Source organism: Microbacterium sp. SORGH_AS_0505, from assembly GCF_030818715.1.
Lineage (GTDB): Bacteria > Actinomycetota > Actinomycetes > Actinomycetales > Microbacteriaceae > Microbacterium.
Map to the genome: position 1 here is coordinate 2309457 of NZ_JAUTAT010000001.1, position 15216 is coordinate 2324672.

Genomic DNA, 15216 nt, shown 5'->3' on the forward strand with positions numbered 1-15216 from the left:
GACGTGAAAGCCAGCTTTACCGACCAGCGCCGCCTCCTCGATCTCGCCGACGCCGACATCGCCGTGCGTCGTGCGGATCACGCGCGACAGAACCCCGCGCAGGCCGCGCGTGTGAAGGAGCTGCTGTCGGTGCGGGCGACCCACTCGGCCGAGCTCACCCGCCGCCTCGGCGAGCGTGACGACGCGAAGGCCGAGCTCGCACGCATCCAGTCCGACGTCGCCGTCGTCGACGCCCGCACGGCGCGCGACAACGATCTGCTGGCGTCGACGTCGAGTGCGAAGGACGCCCAGGGCCTCGAGCACGAGATCGCGTCGCTCGCCCGGCGCAAGAGCGACCTGGAGGACGCCGAGCTCGAGCTCATGGAGCGCCTCGAGGCTGCGGACGCCGCGGTGGCGGAGCAAGAGGCGCTCATCGCTTCGGTGAACGAGGAAGGCGCGCGACTGAGCGCCGAGGCCAAGGCCACCGTCGCCGAGGCGACGACCCGCCTCGACGCCGCGACCCGCGATCGTGCGGCGATCGCCGCATCGTTGCCCGCCGATCTCGTCGCGATGTACGACGGTCTCGCCGCACGCGGCAACGGTGCCGGTCACCTGCAGCGCCGCACGTGCGGCGGTTGCCACATGGTGCTCTCGGGCACCGACCTCAACGTCGTGCGTGCCGCGGCGGAGGACGACGTCGTCACCTGCCCGGAGTGCGGGTGCATCCTGGTCCGCGACGACGACTCCGGGCTCTGACCGATCCGGGTGCTCCCGCGGCGGGTGCCGTCCCGTGGATCGTCGTGGGCGCTGCCGAGGGGCGAATCTCCCTCGTCCTGCTCGATGTCGACGGCCGCCCGACGGAACGCGTGCTCGCTGACGCCACCGGCCTCGCGGATCGGGTCCGACGGGCGGACGAGTCCACCCGCTGGGTGTGGAGCGACACCTCGCACTGGTACCCGGCGCTGATCGCGGCGGGGGTCCGCGTCGCTCGCTGCCATGATCTCCGCCTCGCACACGCGATCCTGCGGGACAGCGCGCTCGCGGTCGATGCGGAGGCGCTTCGACGAGCGACGGAATGGGATGCCGCGGCATCCGTCGCCGACGATGGCCCGAGCGCCCTCTTCGATCTCGATCCCGGCTCCCGCGAGGCGCCGCACGACATCGAAGCCGCCCTCGCGGAGTTCGAACGGCAACGGGAGGTGATCGCCGCCGGCTCGCCGAGCCTTCGACTGCTGGTCGCAGCAGAGTCCGTCGGTGCGCTCGTCGCGGCAGAGATGCATGCGGCAGGCGTGCCGTGGGACGGCAGGGTCCACGACGAGATCCTGACCGGGATGCTCGGCGAGCGGGATGCCGGCGGTCGGCCACCCGCTCGCATCGTCGCCCTCGCCGCCGAGATCCGCGGACTTCTCGGTGATCCCGGCGCGAGCCTCGATTCGCAGCCGAAGCTCCTGCGGGCGCTGCATCGCGTCGGCGTCGCGGCCACGTCCACGAGCAAGTGGGAGCTCACGGAATACGACCACCCGGTCGTCGCTCCGCTCCTGGAGTACAAGCGGCTCATGCGGATGTACACGGCGAACGGCTGGGCGTGGCGTGAGGAATGGGCTCCCGCCGGCCGGTTCCGACCGGTGTACGTCCCGGGCGGTGTCGTGACGGGTCGGTGGGCATCGTCGGGCGGCGGCGCCCTGCAGCTGCCGCGGCAGCTCCGGCCCGCCGTGCGCGCCGATCAGGGGTGGACGCTGGTGGTCGCCGACGTCGCCCAGCTCGAGCCGCGTGTCCTCGCGGCGATGTCACGGGATGCCGCCCTCGCCGACAGCGCGCGCGGCACCGATCTCTACGAGGGGATCGTCTCGCGCGGCGTGGTCAGCACCCGCTCCGAAGCGAAGTTCGCCCTGCTGGGAGCGATGTACGGCGCGACGACGGGCGACAGCGGCCGCCTCGTCCCAGCCCTCCGACGGGCATACCCGCGGGCGATGGGTCTCGTGGACGACGCGGCCCGCGTGGGGGAGGAGGGCGGCGTCGTCTCGACCTGGCTCGGGCGGTCCAGCCCGGCTCCCTCGCCTGGATGGCGCGCGGTGCAGAGCCGAGCGGGCGACCCCGACGCGACCGAGACGGACCGCACCCAGGCCCGGCGTATCGCGCGCGACCGGGGCCGGTTCACCCGGAACTTCGTCGTGCAGGGCACGGCCGCCGAATGGGCTCTCGCGTGGTTGGGGGACCTCCGCGCCCGGCTGGCTGCGCTGCCGCCGGTCGATGACGCGGATGCCGCACCGCGGTCGGGCGCGCTCCACTCACGGCAGGCGCATCTCGGGTTCTTCCTGCACGACGAGGTCATCGTCCACGCACCCGCGGCGCACGCGGAACAGGCTGCGGACGCGGTGCGCCTGGCCGCGGACGCGGCGACCCGGCTGCTGTTCGGCGACATCCCGCTCGACTTCCGTCTCGACCTGCAGGTGCGGATCGACGCGGCGAAGGACTGACCGTCCGGACGACTAGACTCGACCCCGCGAATGGGTCGGCTGGACGGTCGCGTGGCGCGAGAGCGCACCGAGGAACGTCCGGGCTCCACAGGGCAGGGCGGTGGGTAACACCCACCCGGAGTGATCCGCGAGACAGTGCCACAGAGAGCAGACCGCCTCGGTTCCGACCGGGGTAAGGGTGAAAGGGTGGTGTAAGAGACCACCGGGGTCGTGGTGACACGACCCGCACGGTAAACCTCGCCCGGAGCAAGGTCAGACAGGGGATGCCGACGCGGCCCGCCGAGTCCCCGGGTAGACCGCTGGAGCGGCACGGCAACGTGTCGCCGAGAGAGATGACCGTCCACGGGGTTTCGACCCCCGGACAGAACCCGGCGTACAGGCCGGCCCATTCGCCTCCGCCGGCCCCTGGATATCAGCGCGCGGTGGTACCCGCGAGGTCCTCGCCCTCGTCGACCGACGCGCCGGAGTCGTCGCCGGCGAGCGCCAGGGCGGCCGCTCCGATGATGCCCGCATTGTTGCGGTGCACGGCGGGGACGATCTCGGTCTTCAGATCGAGCAGGGGCAGGAACTTGTCGGCGTGCTTGGAGACGCCGCCGCCCACGACGAACAGGTCGGGGGTGAAGAGGAACTCGAGGTGGCTGTAGTACTGCTGCAGGCGGTCAGCCCAGGCATCCCACTCCAGCTCTTCGCGTTCCATGGCCGAGTAGGCCGCGAAGTGCTCGAAGTCCTTCTTGTGACCCGGGCGGTGCAGGTGGCCGAGCTCCGTGTTCGGGACGAGCACGCCCTTGTAGATCATCGCGGTGCCGATGCCGGTGCCGAGCGTGGTCAGAAGGACGAGGCCGTTCCGGTCCTTCGCGGCGCCGTACCGCATCTCGGCGACGCCCGCGACGTCAGCGTCGTTGGCGAAGTGGATCTGGCGTCCGAGGCCCTTCTCGAAGAACGCCTCGGCCTCGAAGTCGATCCAGGTGTCGGCGACGTTGGCGGCCGACAGGGTGCGGCCGTTCTTCACGATCGCGGGGAAGGCCACACCGAGCGGGACGTCGGCGTCGGTGACGTCGAGCTTCTCGAGCACCTCACGGACGGCCGTCAGCACGTCGTCCGGTTCGGCGCCCTTCGGCGTCGGAACCTTGATCCGGTCGGTGAGGAGGGTTCCTTGCGAGAGGTCGACGAGGGCACCCTTGATGCCCGTCCCTCCGATGTCGATTCCGACGGCGGTGGTGGCGGTCCCAGTCATGCCTTCGAGCCTAGTGCGCTCCCGGCGGGCAGACCGTAGGCGTCCGGCCGCGGCATCCGTAGGATGAACGCCACGAGGCCGAGGAGGACCCATGAGCGACGCCGACAAGTACTGGTACAACCTGAAGACCGGCGAGGTCCAGCAGGGGTTCGAAGCCCCGTCCGTCGACCGTGCGGGCCCTTTCGACACGGCTGAGGAGGCGTCGCGCGCGCCTGAGATCATGCGGGAGCGCTCGCGCGCGTGGGCTGCAGAGGATGCCGCCGAAGACGACTGACCGGGGCGCCGCGTCGCGTCACTCGGCGGAGGCGTCGGACCGCTAGTCTGGCAGTCGGCTCGGCACCGGGAAGGATGCGATGGACAAGCAGCGTGACTTCGTTCTGAGGACGATCGAGGAACGGGGGGTCAAGTTCATCCGGTTGTGGTTCACGGATGTGACCGGAACCCTGAAATCGGTCGCGATCGCTCCCGCCGAGGTGGAGGGTGCGTTCGCCGAGGGCCTCGGCTTCGACGGCTCGGCGATCGAGGGTCTGACCCGGTCGTACGAGTCCGATCTCCTCGCGCACCCGGACCCGTCCACGTTCCAGACCCTGCCCTGGCGGGGTGAGATCGACCCGACGGCGCGCATGTTCTGCGACATCACGACGCCCGACGGACAGCCGGCCGTCGCCGATCCGCGCAACGTCCTGAAGCGCGCGCTCGCGAAGGCGGGCGATGCGGGCTTCACGTTCTACACGCATCCCGAGATCGAGTTCTACCTGCTGAAGTCGTCCTCCTTCGGTCCCGACGGGCCCGAGCCGGTCGACTCGGCGGGCTACTTCGACAACGTCCCGGGCGGGACGGCCCACGACTTCCGCCGCCGTTCCGTGCGGATGCTCGAGGACCTCGGCATCTCGGTCGAGTTCAGCCACCACGAGGGCGGCCCCGGACAGAACGAGATCGACCTGCGGTACGCCGACGCGCTCGCGACGGCGGACAACATCATGACCTTCCGCACCGTTGTCAAGGAGGTCGCGATCGAGCAGGGCGTCTACGCGACGTTCATGCCGAAGCCCCTCAGCGGCAAGCCGGGAAGCGGCATGCACACGCACATGTCCCTCTTCGAGGGCGACATGAACGCCTTCTACGAAGAGGGCGCGCAGTATCAGCTGTCGAAGACAGGCCGTCAGTTCATCGCCGGCCTCCTGCGTCACGCGAACGAGATCTCGGCCGTCACGAACCAGTTCGTGAACTCGTACAAGCGCCTCTGGGGCGGCGACGAGGCGCCGAGCTTCGTCTGCTGGGGTCACAACAACCGCTCCGCGCTCGTGCGCGTGCCGATGTACAAGCCCAACAAGGGTCAGTCCACTCGGGTCGAGTACCGCGCCCTGGACTCCGCAGCGAACCCCTATCTCGCCTACGCGCTCATGCTGGCCGCGGGCCTCAAGGGCATCGAGGAGGAGTACGAGCTCCCGCCCGAGGCCGAGGACAACGTGTGGTCGTTGACGGATGCCGAGCGCCGGGCCCTCGGCTACGGTCCGCTGCCGTCGAGCCTCGACCACGCCCTCGAATACATGGAGGAGTCCGAGCTCGTCGCCGAGACGCTGGGGGAGCAGGTCTTCAACTACGTGCTCCTGAACAAGCGTCGCGAGTGGCAGGAGTACCGGTCGCAGGTCACGCCCTTCGAGCTGCAGAAGAACCTCGAGATGCTCTGAGGCGATGGCCTCCATCGAGCGACGGGCGGCGCTCACCGACCTGGCCCGTGCGGGCTTCTCCGATCTCGCGGCATCGTCCGATGCGCTGGATGAACTGAGTTCGCTCACCGGCATCGATCGGGCTGACCTCGTGGTCGCGGCGGGGCGGGCGGCCGATCCCGACGGTGCCGTTCAGTCCAGCGTCCGCATCGGGCGCCGCGACGCGGATGCGCTGACGCGCGTCCTGACGGAAGCGTCGGACGTCCTCTGGTCTCTCCTCGGAGCGTCGTCCGGTCTCGCGGACTTCTTCCTGCGCCACCCGGAGGAGCTCACGCACCTCGTCGGAGCCGGGCGGATGCTCCCATCGGCGACGGCGATGCGCGAGACCCTCCTCGAGGCCGTCGACGCGGATGCCGAGGGGTTCGCCGCGGCATCCGATGAGTCCGCGTGGGTCGCCCTGCGTGTCCGCTACCGCCGGATCGTCGCCCTGATCGCGGCCTACGACCTGTCGGCAGACGACGCGACCGAGGTGCTGCCCGACGTCGCGGCGGCTCTCGCGGACGCCGCCGGCGCCGCCCTCGACGCGTCGCTGTGCGCGGCACGGGCGAGGACCGTGTCGGGGATGTACCCGCGCGAGGAGGTCGCCGCGACGCGGCTGGCCGTCATCGCGATGGGCAAGACCGGTGCGCGCGAGCTGAACTACGTGAGCGACGTCGACGTCATCTTCGTCGCCGGCGTGCAGGAGGGGACCGACCTCACCGAAGGACGCGCCGTCGACATCGCGACCCGCCTCGCGACCCTCACGATGCGCGGCATCTCGGACGTCGAGATCGAACCACCGCTGTGGGAGGTCGACCCCAACCTGCGTCCCGAGGGCAAGCAGGGCGCTCTCGTCCGCACGCTCGATTCGCATCTGTCCTACTACGCGCGGTGGGCGAAGAGCTGGGAGTTCCAAGCGCTCCTCAAAGCGCGACCTCTCGCGGGCGACCTCGAACTGGGAGAGGCCTACTCCGCCGCCGTGCAGCCGCTGGTCTGGACCAGCAGCGCGCGTGAGAACTTCGTCGACAGCGTGCAGCGCATGCGGGAGCGCGTCACCGACCACATCCCGGCCGATGAGGTCGCACGCCAGCTCAAGCTCGGACCGGGCGGCATCCGCGACATCGAGTTCACCGTGCAATTGCTGCAACTCGTCCACGGCCTCGCCGATGAGGGCATCCGCCAGCAGAGCACCCTGAGGGCCCTCGTCGCCCTGGTCGGCGAGGGGTACATCGGTCGGACGGATGCCGCCGCCTTCGGTCAGCACTACCGCACGCTCCGTGTCATGGAGCACCGCCTGCAATTGCGTCGACTTCAGCGGACGCACCTGATGCCGACCTCCTCCGATGAGTTGCGCGTGCTCGCTCGAGCGACGGGACTGGCATCGGATGCCGCGGGCATCGGCGCGGTGTGGGAGCGCGTGAAGCTCCAGGTGCGCGAGATCCACATCCGCCTCTTCTACCGGCCGCTCCTGTCTGCGGTGGCTGCGCTGCCCGCCGACGAGCAGGGTGCGCTCTCCTCGGCTCAGGCGCACGACCGTCTGGCGGCGATCGGATTCCGCGACCCGGCGGGGACCCTCCGCCACATCGGTGCGCTCACCAGCGGTCTGAGCCGCAAGGCGACCATCCAGCGGCACCTCATGCCGGTCATGATCCGATGGTTCGCCGACGGCGTCGACCCGGACTACGGCATGGTCTCGTTCCGGCGGATCAGCGAGCGGCTCGGGGACACGCCGTGGTTCCTCCGCATGCTCCGCGACTCGTCGGGCGCGGCGGAGCGGCTGACGCACGTCCTGTCGGGCTCCCGATACGCGGCCGACCTCATGGAGTGGATCCCCGAGGCGGTGGCCTGGCTCGATTCGTCGGAGCAGTTGCGGCCGCGGTCGGGTTTCGCGCTGCAGCAGGAGGCCCGCGCGATCCAGGCTCGGCACGAGTCGATCAACGACGCCATGCGGTCGGTTCGCGCGCTCCGCCGCCGCGAGCTGCTGCGTCTCGCCCTGGGCGGGCTGCTCGGCGAGCTCACCATCGCCGAACTCGCGCAGGGGCTGACCTCGATCAGCGAGGTGACGATCCAGGCGACACTGCGGGCGGTCTGGCGCGAGGTCGTGCCGCCCGAGGACGATGCGCTCGATTTCGCCGTGATCGCGATGGGCCGGTTCGGTGGCGCCGAACTCGGATTCGGGTCGGACGCCGACGTCATGTTCGTCTACGACGCGAACGGCGTTCCGCCGCAACGAGCCCAGGAACTCGCGCTGAAGATCGTGCAGGGCCTCCGGACGCACTCCGAGGACCAGCGGGCGCCGTTCGACCTCGATGCCGGACTCCGCCCTGAGGGACGCAACGGTCCGATGGCTCGATCGATCGACTCGTACGCGGAGTACTACCGGCGGTGGTCGCTGTCCTGGGAAGCGCAGGCGTTGCTGCGCGCCCGCGGTGTCGCAGGCAGCATCCGGTTGATCGAGCGGTTCATGGCGCTGGCAGACGACCTCCGGTACCCGCAGGATCCGGACGCGCAGGGATTGCGCGAGATCAAACGCATCAAGGCCCGCGTCGAGAACGAGCGGCTCCCGCAGGGTGTCGACCGATCGCGGCACCTGAAGCTCGGCCCCGGCGGCCTCAGCGATGTCGAGTGGCTCGTCCAGCTCCTGCAGCTGCAGCACGGCGCCGACATCGAGGGGCTCCGCACGACGTCGACGACGGCTGCGCTGGAGGCTGCGCGGGCAACGGGCCTCATCCCGGATGACGCGGCCGAACGGCTGTCGGAGGCATGGTGGCTCGCGAGCCGGCTCCGATCGGCGAACACCCTGTTGTCAGGCCAGACGAGCGATGTCCTGCCCAGTGACCGAGGCAAGCTCGACGGTATCGGCAGGCTTCTGGAGTACGAGCCCCGCTCCGCCACTCAGGTGGAGGAGGATTGGCTGCGGACGGCGCGTCGCGCACGACGTGCCTTCGAGAATCACTTCTACGGCTGATCGCCGAACCAGACCGAAAGGGTCACCACCTATGTCCGTTGGACTGCTGGCCGTCGTCGACGACATCCTGAGCGCCGCCCTCAAGGCATCCTCCAAGACGGCGGGCGTCGTGATCGACGACGCCGCGGTGACGCCCCAGTACGTGCAGGGCGTGACGCCTGCCCGCGAGCTCCCCATCGTCGGCAAGATCGCTCTGGGATCGCTCGTCAACAAGTTCCTCATCATCATCCCCATCGCGCTCGTGCTGACCGCGTTCGCCCCGTGGGTCCTCCCGTACCTCCTCATCATCGGTGGAGCGTTCCTGTGCTTCGAGGGTGCGGAGAAGGTCCTCGAATGGTTCGGGTTCCATCTGCACGCGGAGGAGGAGGCGGAGCGCGACGAGAAGAAGCTCGTCCTCGGCGCCGTGCGGACGGACTTGATCCTGTCCAGCGAGATCATGCTCATCGCCCTCGACAGCCTCGAGGAGGATCTGGGCGTGTGGCAGACGCTGGCCATCCTCGCCGTCATCGCCCTCATGATGACGCTCCTCGTGTACGGCGCCGTCGCCCTCCTCGTCAAGATCGACGACATCGGTCTCAAGATGGCGAAGAGCCCGGTCAAGCGCGTGCGTCACAACGGCGCTCGCATCGTCCGCTCGATGCCCGCCGTCTTCCGCGGCATCAGCATCCTCGGCACCGTCGCCATGCTGTGGGTCGGCGGCCACCTCGTGCTCGAGAACGTGGGGAAGGTCGGCTGGCACTGGACGACGGACCTGTTGCACGGTGTCGAGCATCTCCTCGAAGCCGCAGGTCCCGTCATCGTGTGGGTCGGCGAGACTCTCGTGTCCGCGGTCGCCGGACTGATCCTGGGGCTCGTGATCGTCGGTGTGATCATGCTCATCGGCCGCCTTCGGGGCGGGGACCGCGCGCACGGCGAGAAGGACTCGGCTGCCGCGCACTGAGACCGCTGGGGACGTCGGTCGCCGAGCCGCGGCACTGTCAAGGGGGCCGCCGGCGAACCGTCCCGCGCGTAGCGTCCGATCATGATGAGTCACAACGACAGCTCCGCCGACGAGCCGACCCCGGCCACCGATACCGCTCACTCGCAGAACGACCAGGTCGATCAGGACACCGCGTACAGTCCCGGGAGTGAGACCGAGACCCAGCAGAAGCAGGGTGAACACGTGTCCGACGAGGTAGCCGGCGATGTCGATGAGTCCCAGGTGCAGGTGGCACCCGGGACGGGTGGGCCGGACGACGTGGGCGAGGTCGAGGTCGACCCGAAGGACATCAACCTCCCGGGCTTTTGAGCATCCCGTCGTCGGGCGACCTCGCGACCCTGGTGGCGAGGGTCAGGACGCACACCGGCGGGGAGCTGGATCGCAGCATTCCCGCGCTTGCGTCCGCCGACCCTGACCTGGTCGCCGTCGCGATCGTCGGCACGGACGGGGAGATCTCGGCATCCGAGGAGGCCGACGTTCGATTCAGCCTGCAGTCCGCCGTGAAGCCGTTTCTGTTCGCGCTCGCCCTCGCAGACACCGACGGGGCCGCGCTCGACCGTGTCGGGATCGAGCCGACCGGCGAGGCCTTCGATGCGATCAAGCTCGAGAGCGGCACGGGACGTCCGCCGAATCCGATGGTCAATGCGGGGGCGCTCCTGACGGCATCCCTGGTCGAGGGCGGGGATGTCGCTGCGCGCGACGAACGGATCCTCCGCGGGCTGTCGGCCTTCGCGGGCCGATCGCTCGAGGTCGATGAGGAGATCGCGCGGGACGAGCATCTTCTCGGCGACCGGAACCACGCGCTCGCCCACCTGATGCGGTCGGAGGGCACGCTGAAGGTCACCGCCGATGACGCCGTCGCCGTCTACGCCCGCGCCTGCGCGGTTCTCGTCGACGCCCGGGCCTTGGCGGTCATGGGCGCCACGCTTGCGAACGGCGGCACCAATCCCGTGACGGGGGAGCGGGTGGTCCCCGAGGCGGTCGCACGCGACGTCGTGTCCGTCATGGCCACGTGCGGGGTTTACGACGGCTCCGGGCGATGGATGCGGAGCGTCGGCATTCCTGCGAAGTCCAGCGTGTCCGGGGCCCTCGTCATGTCGGTGCCGGGCGTCTTGGGCGCCGCGACGATCAGCCCGCCGCTCGATGAGCGGGGGACGAGCGTGCGTGGACACGCTGCGGCCGACATCCTCAGCGCAGAGCTCGGACTCCACGCCTTCGGTCGAATGGGCTAGCAGGGTCGGCGAGACGCGGAAGCGCGACCTCTGTATCGATACGATGAGATGAGAGTCGAACGGAGGAGCGCGATGGAGCCGAACGTCAGGATCGAGCCCGCGTCACCGGTGCCGCCGTTCGAGCAGCTGCGCGCCCAGTTGCTGGACCGGATGCGGGAGGGCGAGCTGCCCGCGGGGACCCGGCTACCGACCGTACGGCACCTCGCTGCAGACCTCGGCGTGGCGCCCGGTACCGTCGCGCGCGCCTACAAAGAGCTCGAGGTGGCCGGAGCGATCGAGACCCGCGGGCGCAACGGCACCGTCGTGGCGTGGTCTCCGGATGCCGGTGAGCGTCGCGTGCAGGAGCTCGCCGCGCAGCTCGTCGAGGTCTCGCGCGAGAGCGCCGTGCCCGCGGACCGGGTGCGGGCGATCATCGACGCCGCCCTCGCCTGAAGGACGGCGTCGCGCCTCCCGGACGGACAGATGCGGAAAGGCCCGCCGGCGCATGCCGACGGGCCCTTCGCGATGATTCGGTGATCAGACCCCGAAGTACAGCTCGTACTCGAACGGGTGCGGACGTGCCGCGATCGGCTTGATCTCGTTCTCGATCTTGTACTCGATCCACGTCTCGATGAGCTCGGGCGTGAACACGTTGCCGCGGGTGAGGAACTCGTGGTCGGCACGCAGAGCCTCGAGCGAGTCGAGGAGCGAGTTCGGCACCTGCGGGATGTTCTTCGCTTCCTCGGGGGGCAGCTCGTACAGGTCCTTGTCGACCGGCTCGTGCGGCTCGATGCGGTTGATGATGCCGTCGAGGCCGGCCATCATCTGCGCCGCGAAGGCGAGGTACGGGTTGCCGGAGGCATCCGGAGCGCGGAACTCGATGCGCTTGGCCTTCGGGTTCGAGCCGGTGATCGGGATGCGGATCGCAGCCGAACGGTTACCGGCCGAGTAGACCAGGTTGACGGGAGCCTCGTAGCCCTTGACCAGGCGCTTGTACGAGTTGATCGTCGGGTTGGTGAAGGCGAGGACCGCGGGAGCGTGCGCGAGCAGGCCGCCGATGTACCAGCGAGCGGTGTCCGAGAGCCCGCCGTAGCCCTTCTCATCGTAGAAGAGGGGCTTGCCGTCGAGCCACAGCGACTGATGCGTGTGCATTCCGGAGCCGTTGTCACCGAAGAGGGGCTTGGGCATGAAGGTCGCGACCTTGCCCCACTCCTCGCAGGTGTTCTTGACGATGTACTTGAACTTCAGGATGTCATCCGCCGAGTGCACCATCGTGTCGAAACGGTAGTTGATCTCCTGCTGGCCGCCCGTGCCCACCTCGTGGTGCGAGCGCTCGAGCACGAAGCCGGACTCGATCAGCTTGAGGGTGATGTCGTCGCGCAGGTCGGCCGTCTTGTCGACCGGGCTGACCGGGAAGTACCCACCCTTGTACGGGGTCTTGTTGGCGAGGTTGCCGCCCTCTTCGACGCGGCCGGTGTTCCAGGCGCCTTCCTCGGAGTCGACCGAGTAGAAGCTCGAGTTCTGCTTCACCTCGTAGCGCACGTCGTCGAAGATGTAGAACTCCGCCTCGGGAGCGAAGAACGCCGTGTCGGCGATCCCGGTCGAAGCGAGGTACTTCTCCGCCTTCTTGGCGACCTGGCGCGGGTCCTTGTGGTAGATCTCGCCCGTGCGCGGGTTGTAGATGTCGAAGATCATGACGAGCGTCTTCGCTTCGCGGAACTGGTCCAGGTAGGCCGTCGTGACATCCGGGATGAGCTGCATGTCGGACTCGTGGATGTTCGCGAAGCCGCGGATCGAGGAGCCGTCGAAGAGCTGGCCGACCGTGAAGAACTCCTCGTCAACGGTCGAGGCCGGGATGTTGAAGTGCTGCTGGACACCAGGGAGATCCGTGAAACGGATGTCGAGGAACTTGACGTCCTCGTCCTTGATGAACGCGAGCACCTCGGAAGAATCTTTGAACATGGAGTCTCCAAGATCGGGTGCGATGTCGACGCCCGTCGGATCAGGCGCCCCTCGAACCTATCGGGCAGCAGTTGCCCGGCAGTGTCTCCGATGTTTCGAGGATGTTACGTGGGCGCGATTACGCTGATGGGGTGTCTTCGACCCTGCCCGACTATCCCGGCGAGCGGCTCGGCCGTCCCGCCACCGGCCGCGGCAGCATCGGCCGTCCCGGCCGCCGCATCGGCGCCCTCTTCATCGACTACGCCGCGGCCACGATCCTCGCCACGGCGTTCTTCGGATACGACCAGTTCGCGCTGCCCGAGAAAGCCGGATGGACCCTCTTCGCGCCGATGATCGTCTTCGCCGTCCTGCAGATCCTCTTCATCCCGACCATCGGCGGGAGCCCCGGGCACCGCATCCTCGGCATGCGGGTCGAACTGGCCCGCGGAGGCTGGCCTGGTCTGTGGCGCCCCATCGTGCGGACGGCGCTGCTCGTGCTGGTGCTGCCGGCGGTCATCTGGGACGCCGATCAGCGAGGTCTCCACGACAAGGTCGTGGGAACCGTCCTCGTCAGAGGCTGAGCGGTATCACCGCGGACGCTGAGCCCGCGCGCGCGCCGGATCGATGCCCTTGGGGATCGGCAGCGACGTGACCGACTGCGACACCGAGTCGATCCGCTTGACGACGGCGGCGAGAGTGGCGCGATCGACGGTCTTGGGCAGCGACTTGATCGTCTTGCCGAGCTTCGAGATGTGGATGTCACCCTCTTCGTCGCCGACGTAGAGGACCTCGACGTTGATTCCGGATGCCACTCGCGACACCTTCTTGCGCTCATCGTTGATGAGTCGCGTCAGACGTCCGCGAGCACCCTCGCCGATGATGACGACGCCGCCGCGACCGACGGCGCGGTAGACGGCGTCCTGCGTGCGCGGGTTGACGCCGACGGGCATCTCCGACGTCACCCAGCTGCGGCCGAGACCGGTCGACAGCACGTGGCCCACGGCACCCGGCATCCCGTCGAGCTTCCGGTACATAACCCGAGTCGACAGTCGCGTCAGCAGGATCATGGCGAGCAGGACGCCCATGAGCACGCCGCTGACGCCCCACAGGATGATGCTCCAGAGCTGCACGGGCTGCACGAGGAACCCGATGCCGATGCCGATGCCGATACCGACGAGCACCGTGCCGGCCAATGCCCACGGCAGCCACCGGAACTCGTTCTTGGTGAACGTGTAGAGCGAGCGGATCTGCGAGAAGAATCCAGGGCGCTTCTCTGGTGCGGTACTGCGGGATGCCATGGGATCAGCCTACCTTCGCGGCTCGCAGACTTCTTCACACGGTTCGTCGGCTGCCGGCTGTCCACGACCCCCTCGCATCCCCGCCCTGGGGCGGCGACGACGCGCACCCTGAGGGGATGGATCCGCTCTCACTCGAGGTGCCCCCCGCGCTCCGCGAACTGACCACCGCCGAAGCCCCGTTCGCGGGTGTACTGCGCGGCGGGGCGACGCCGGCCGTCTGGGTCGGCGCGGAACGACTTCGGCACCTCGCCCGCCTGGGCGGCCGGCGGCACCGAGCACATCCTCGCGCCACTCGACTCCGCCGGTACGCCCGACGGATCCTGCGTCATCCTTCCTCACTGCCCCGTCACCCTCGACGAGGTCGTGCGGCACGGTGCTCCGTCCGACGGTGCACTCGTCACGGTCGCCATCAGCGCGTTGCGAGGCGCCGCCGAAGCCGATCGGCTGGGCGCGGAGACGGGACGCTGGTGGGTGACGGCCGAGGGGCGACCCGTCCTCGCCCTGACAGGCGCGCTGGCCTGGCGTCACGACACCGTAGCTCTGCTCCGGGAGGCGGTCGCCCGGCGCACTCCGGACTCGGGGGCCGCCGTTCTCGACGCTGCTCTCGAACGCGCCGCGGCCGCCATCGAAGAACCGCGTCGACTGCGTCGTGAGACGGAAGAGATCGAAAGCGCGCTGTTCGCGGCCGCGGAGCCCGAACCCCTTCCGACCGATCGTCAGGGGACCCCCGCCGGTCCACCTGAAAGGACGCGGGCGGGGGCGGCGCAGACACGGCCGACCGGGTTCGCGACGACGGTGCGCGACCTGCTCGGCCGTCTGGTGGATGTCGGCGTGGCGCACCGCGTGGCCACCGCACTGGGCGCGGTGGCCTCCGCGGTGCGACACCCTCGTCGGCCGGACCGTGCGCGGCCCAAACCGCGCCCCCGGCGCCGACGCGTCGTGCTCGTCGCCGGTGCGGCCGCGACCGCGGTGATCCTCGGCGGCGCCCTCTGGCCGAGCGGGGAAGCTGAGAGCCCCGCTGCCGCCGATGCGCCCGGGTCCGAAGCGCCGGCCACCCCGCCGCGGAGCCCGTCTATGTCAGCACCACCTCAGACGGCGGAGGTGTCTCCTGTGACGGACCAGCGTCCGGTGAAGAGGGATGCCGGGCCTGAAGCCATCGTCACCGCTGCGCGCGGTTTGATCGCAGAGATGGGGTCGTGCTCGGACGACGCCTGCCGTTCTCGGCTCTGGGAGGACTCGTCGGCGCCCGCAGCCTTGCCCTCCGCCGGAGGCGACTATGCGATCGAGGTCGTCGACGAGTACGGCGGTGCGGCCGCGGTGAAGATCGTCGGTGCGGAACGGACGCAGGTGCTCGTCATGGTCCGGGTGCAAGAGAAATGGCTGGCCCGCGAGGTGTACGACCTCGCGGACCAGCCATGAC

General features: G+C 69.3%; 15 protein-coding genes and 1 other RNA gene. 12 read left to right on the top strand and 4 right to left on the bottom strand.

Translation table 11 applies throughout. The features are described from left to right. The first annotated feature begins 3 nt into the window (after window positions 1-3). The 3 genes from QE428_RS11385 to rnpB all read left to right on the top strand — a co-directional run bounded on the left by QE428_RS11385 (window position 4) and on the right by rnpB (window position 2848). Window positions 4-735 (top strand): zinc ribbon domain-containing protein, encoded by a 732-nt coding sequence (locus QE428_RS11385; protein ID WP_091353306.1) that lies wholly within the window; start codon window positions 4-6, stop codon window positions 733-735. Next, a complete protein-coding gene (locus QE428_RS11390; protein WP_307469255.1) occupies window positions 693-2456 on the top strand; it encodes a bifunctional 3'-5' exonuclease/DNA polymerase in 1764 nt (587 codons plus the stop codon). Before QE428_RS11385 ends, QE428_RS11390 begins: the two co-directional genes overlap by 43 nt. A 31-nt stretch (window positions 2457-2487) precedes the next feature. Continuing rightward, window positions 2488-2848, top strand: an RNA gene (gene rnpB, locus QE428_RS11395) — RNase P RNA component class A. 20 nt (window positions 2849-2868) lie between these two features. Here the strand turns inward: rnpB and ppgK are convergent. Continuing rightward, window positions 2869-3690, bottom strand: a complete 822-nt coding sequence (ppgK, locus tag QE428_RS11400; RefSeq protein ID WP_091353312.1) for a polyphosphate--glucose phosphotransferase — start codon at window positions 3688-3690, stop codon at window positions 2869-2871. Window positions 3691-3781: 91 nt separating this feature from the next. Between ppgK and QE428_RS11405 the strand changes: the two genes are divergently transcribed. The 7 genes from QE428_RS11405 (at window position 3782) to QE428_RS11435 (ending at window position 11010) form a co-directional block, all read left to right on the top strand. Beyond that, a complete protein-coding gene (locus QE428_RS11405; RefSeq protein WP_091353315.1) occupies window positions 3782-3964 on the top strand; it encodes a hypothetical protein in 183 nt (60 codons plus the stop codon). 79 nt (window positions 3965-4043) lie between these two features. Then, window positions 4044-5381: a type I glutamate--ammonia ligase gene (gene glnA, locus QE428_RS11410; protein WP_091353318.1), complete on the top strand. Its 1338-nt coding sequence runs from the start codon at window positions 4044-4046 to the stop codon at window positions 5379-5381. 4 nt (window positions 5382-5385) lie between these two features. Continuing rightward, window positions 5386-8367: a bifunctional [glutamine synthetase] adenylyltransferase/[glutamine synthetase]-adenylyl-L-tyrosine phosphorylase gene (locus QE428_RS11415; RefSeq protein ID WP_307469264.1), complete on the top strand. Its 2982-nt coding sequence runs from the start codon at window positions 5386-5388 to the stop codon at window positions 8365-8367. Between the two features lie 31 nt (window positions 8368-8398). Next, the gene (locus QE428_RS11420) at window positions 8399-9307 is read left to right on the top strand and encodes a DUF808 domain-containing protein (protein WP_091353323.1); all 909 of its coding nucleotides are present in this window, start codon (window positions 8399-8401) and stop codon (window positions 9305-9307) included. Between the two features lie 81 nt (window positions 9308-9388). Next, complete coding sequence (locus QE428_RS11425) at window positions 9389-9655, top strand: hypothetical protein (protein ID WP_307469270.1); 267 nt, start codon at window positions 9389-9391, stop codon at window positions 9653-9655. Further along, window positions 9652-10578 carry a glutaminase A gene (gene glsA, locus QE428_RS11430; protein ID WP_307469273.1) on the top strand — a complete coding sequence of 309 codons (927 nt, stop codon included), beginning with the start codon at window positions 9652-9654 and terminating at the stop codon, window positions 10576-10578. The genes QE428_RS11425 and glsA overlap by 4 nt, the downstream gene beginning before the upstream one ends. A gap of 72 nt (window positions 10579-10650) precedes the next feature. Then, window positions 10651-11010, top strand: a complete 360-nt coding sequence (locus QE428_RS11435; protein ID WP_307469276.1) for a GntR family transcriptional regulator — start codon at window positions 10651-10653, stop codon at window positions 11008-11010. A gap of 84 nt (window positions 11011-11094) precedes the next feature. On the opposite strand, the gene glnA (QE428_RS11440) is transcribed toward QE428_RS11435, so the two are convergent. Continuing rightward, window positions 11095-12519, bottom strand: a complete 1425-nt coding sequence (glnA, locus tag QE428_RS11440) for a type I glutamate--ammonia ligase (protein WP_018186667.1) — start codon at window positions 12517-12519, stop codon at window positions 11095-11097. Between the two features lie 131 nt (window positions 12520-12650). On the opposite strand from glnA (QE428_RS11440), the gene QE428_RS11445 reads away from it, so the two are divergent. Then, window positions 12651-13079, top strand: coding sequence for an RDD family protein (locus QE428_RS11445; protein WP_091353333.1), 429 nt, complete (start codon window positions 12651-12653; stop codon window positions 13077-13079). A 6-nt stretch (window positions 13080-13085) separates the two neighbouring features. On the opposite strand, the gene QE428_RS11450 is transcribed toward QE428_RS11445, so the two are convergent. Both QE428_RS11450 and QE428_RS11455 read right to left on the bottom strand, forming a co-directional pair. Next, window positions 13086-13796 carry a DUF4191 domain-containing protein gene (locus QE428_RS11450; protein ID WP_091353335.1) on the bottom strand — a complete coding sequence of 237 codons (711 nt, stop codon included), beginning with the start codon at window positions 13794-13796 and terminating at the stop codon, window positions 13086-13088. A gap of 128 nt (window positions 13797-13924) precedes the next feature. Beyond that, window positions 13925-14068 (bottom strand): hypothetical protein, encoded by a 144-nt coding sequence (locus tag QE428_RS11455; protein WP_307469283.1) that lies wholly within the window; start codon window positions 14066-14068, stop codon window positions 13925-13927. Between the two features lie 91 nt (window positions 14069-14159). Here QE428_RS11455 and QE428_RS11460 point away from each other — a divergent pair, with 91 nt between their 5' ends. Continuing rightward, entirely contained in the window at window positions 14160-15215 is a 1056-nt protein-coding gene (locus QE428_RS11460; protein ID WP_307469285.1) for a hypothetical protein, read from the top strand. Window position 15216 lies beyond the last annotated feature (1 nt).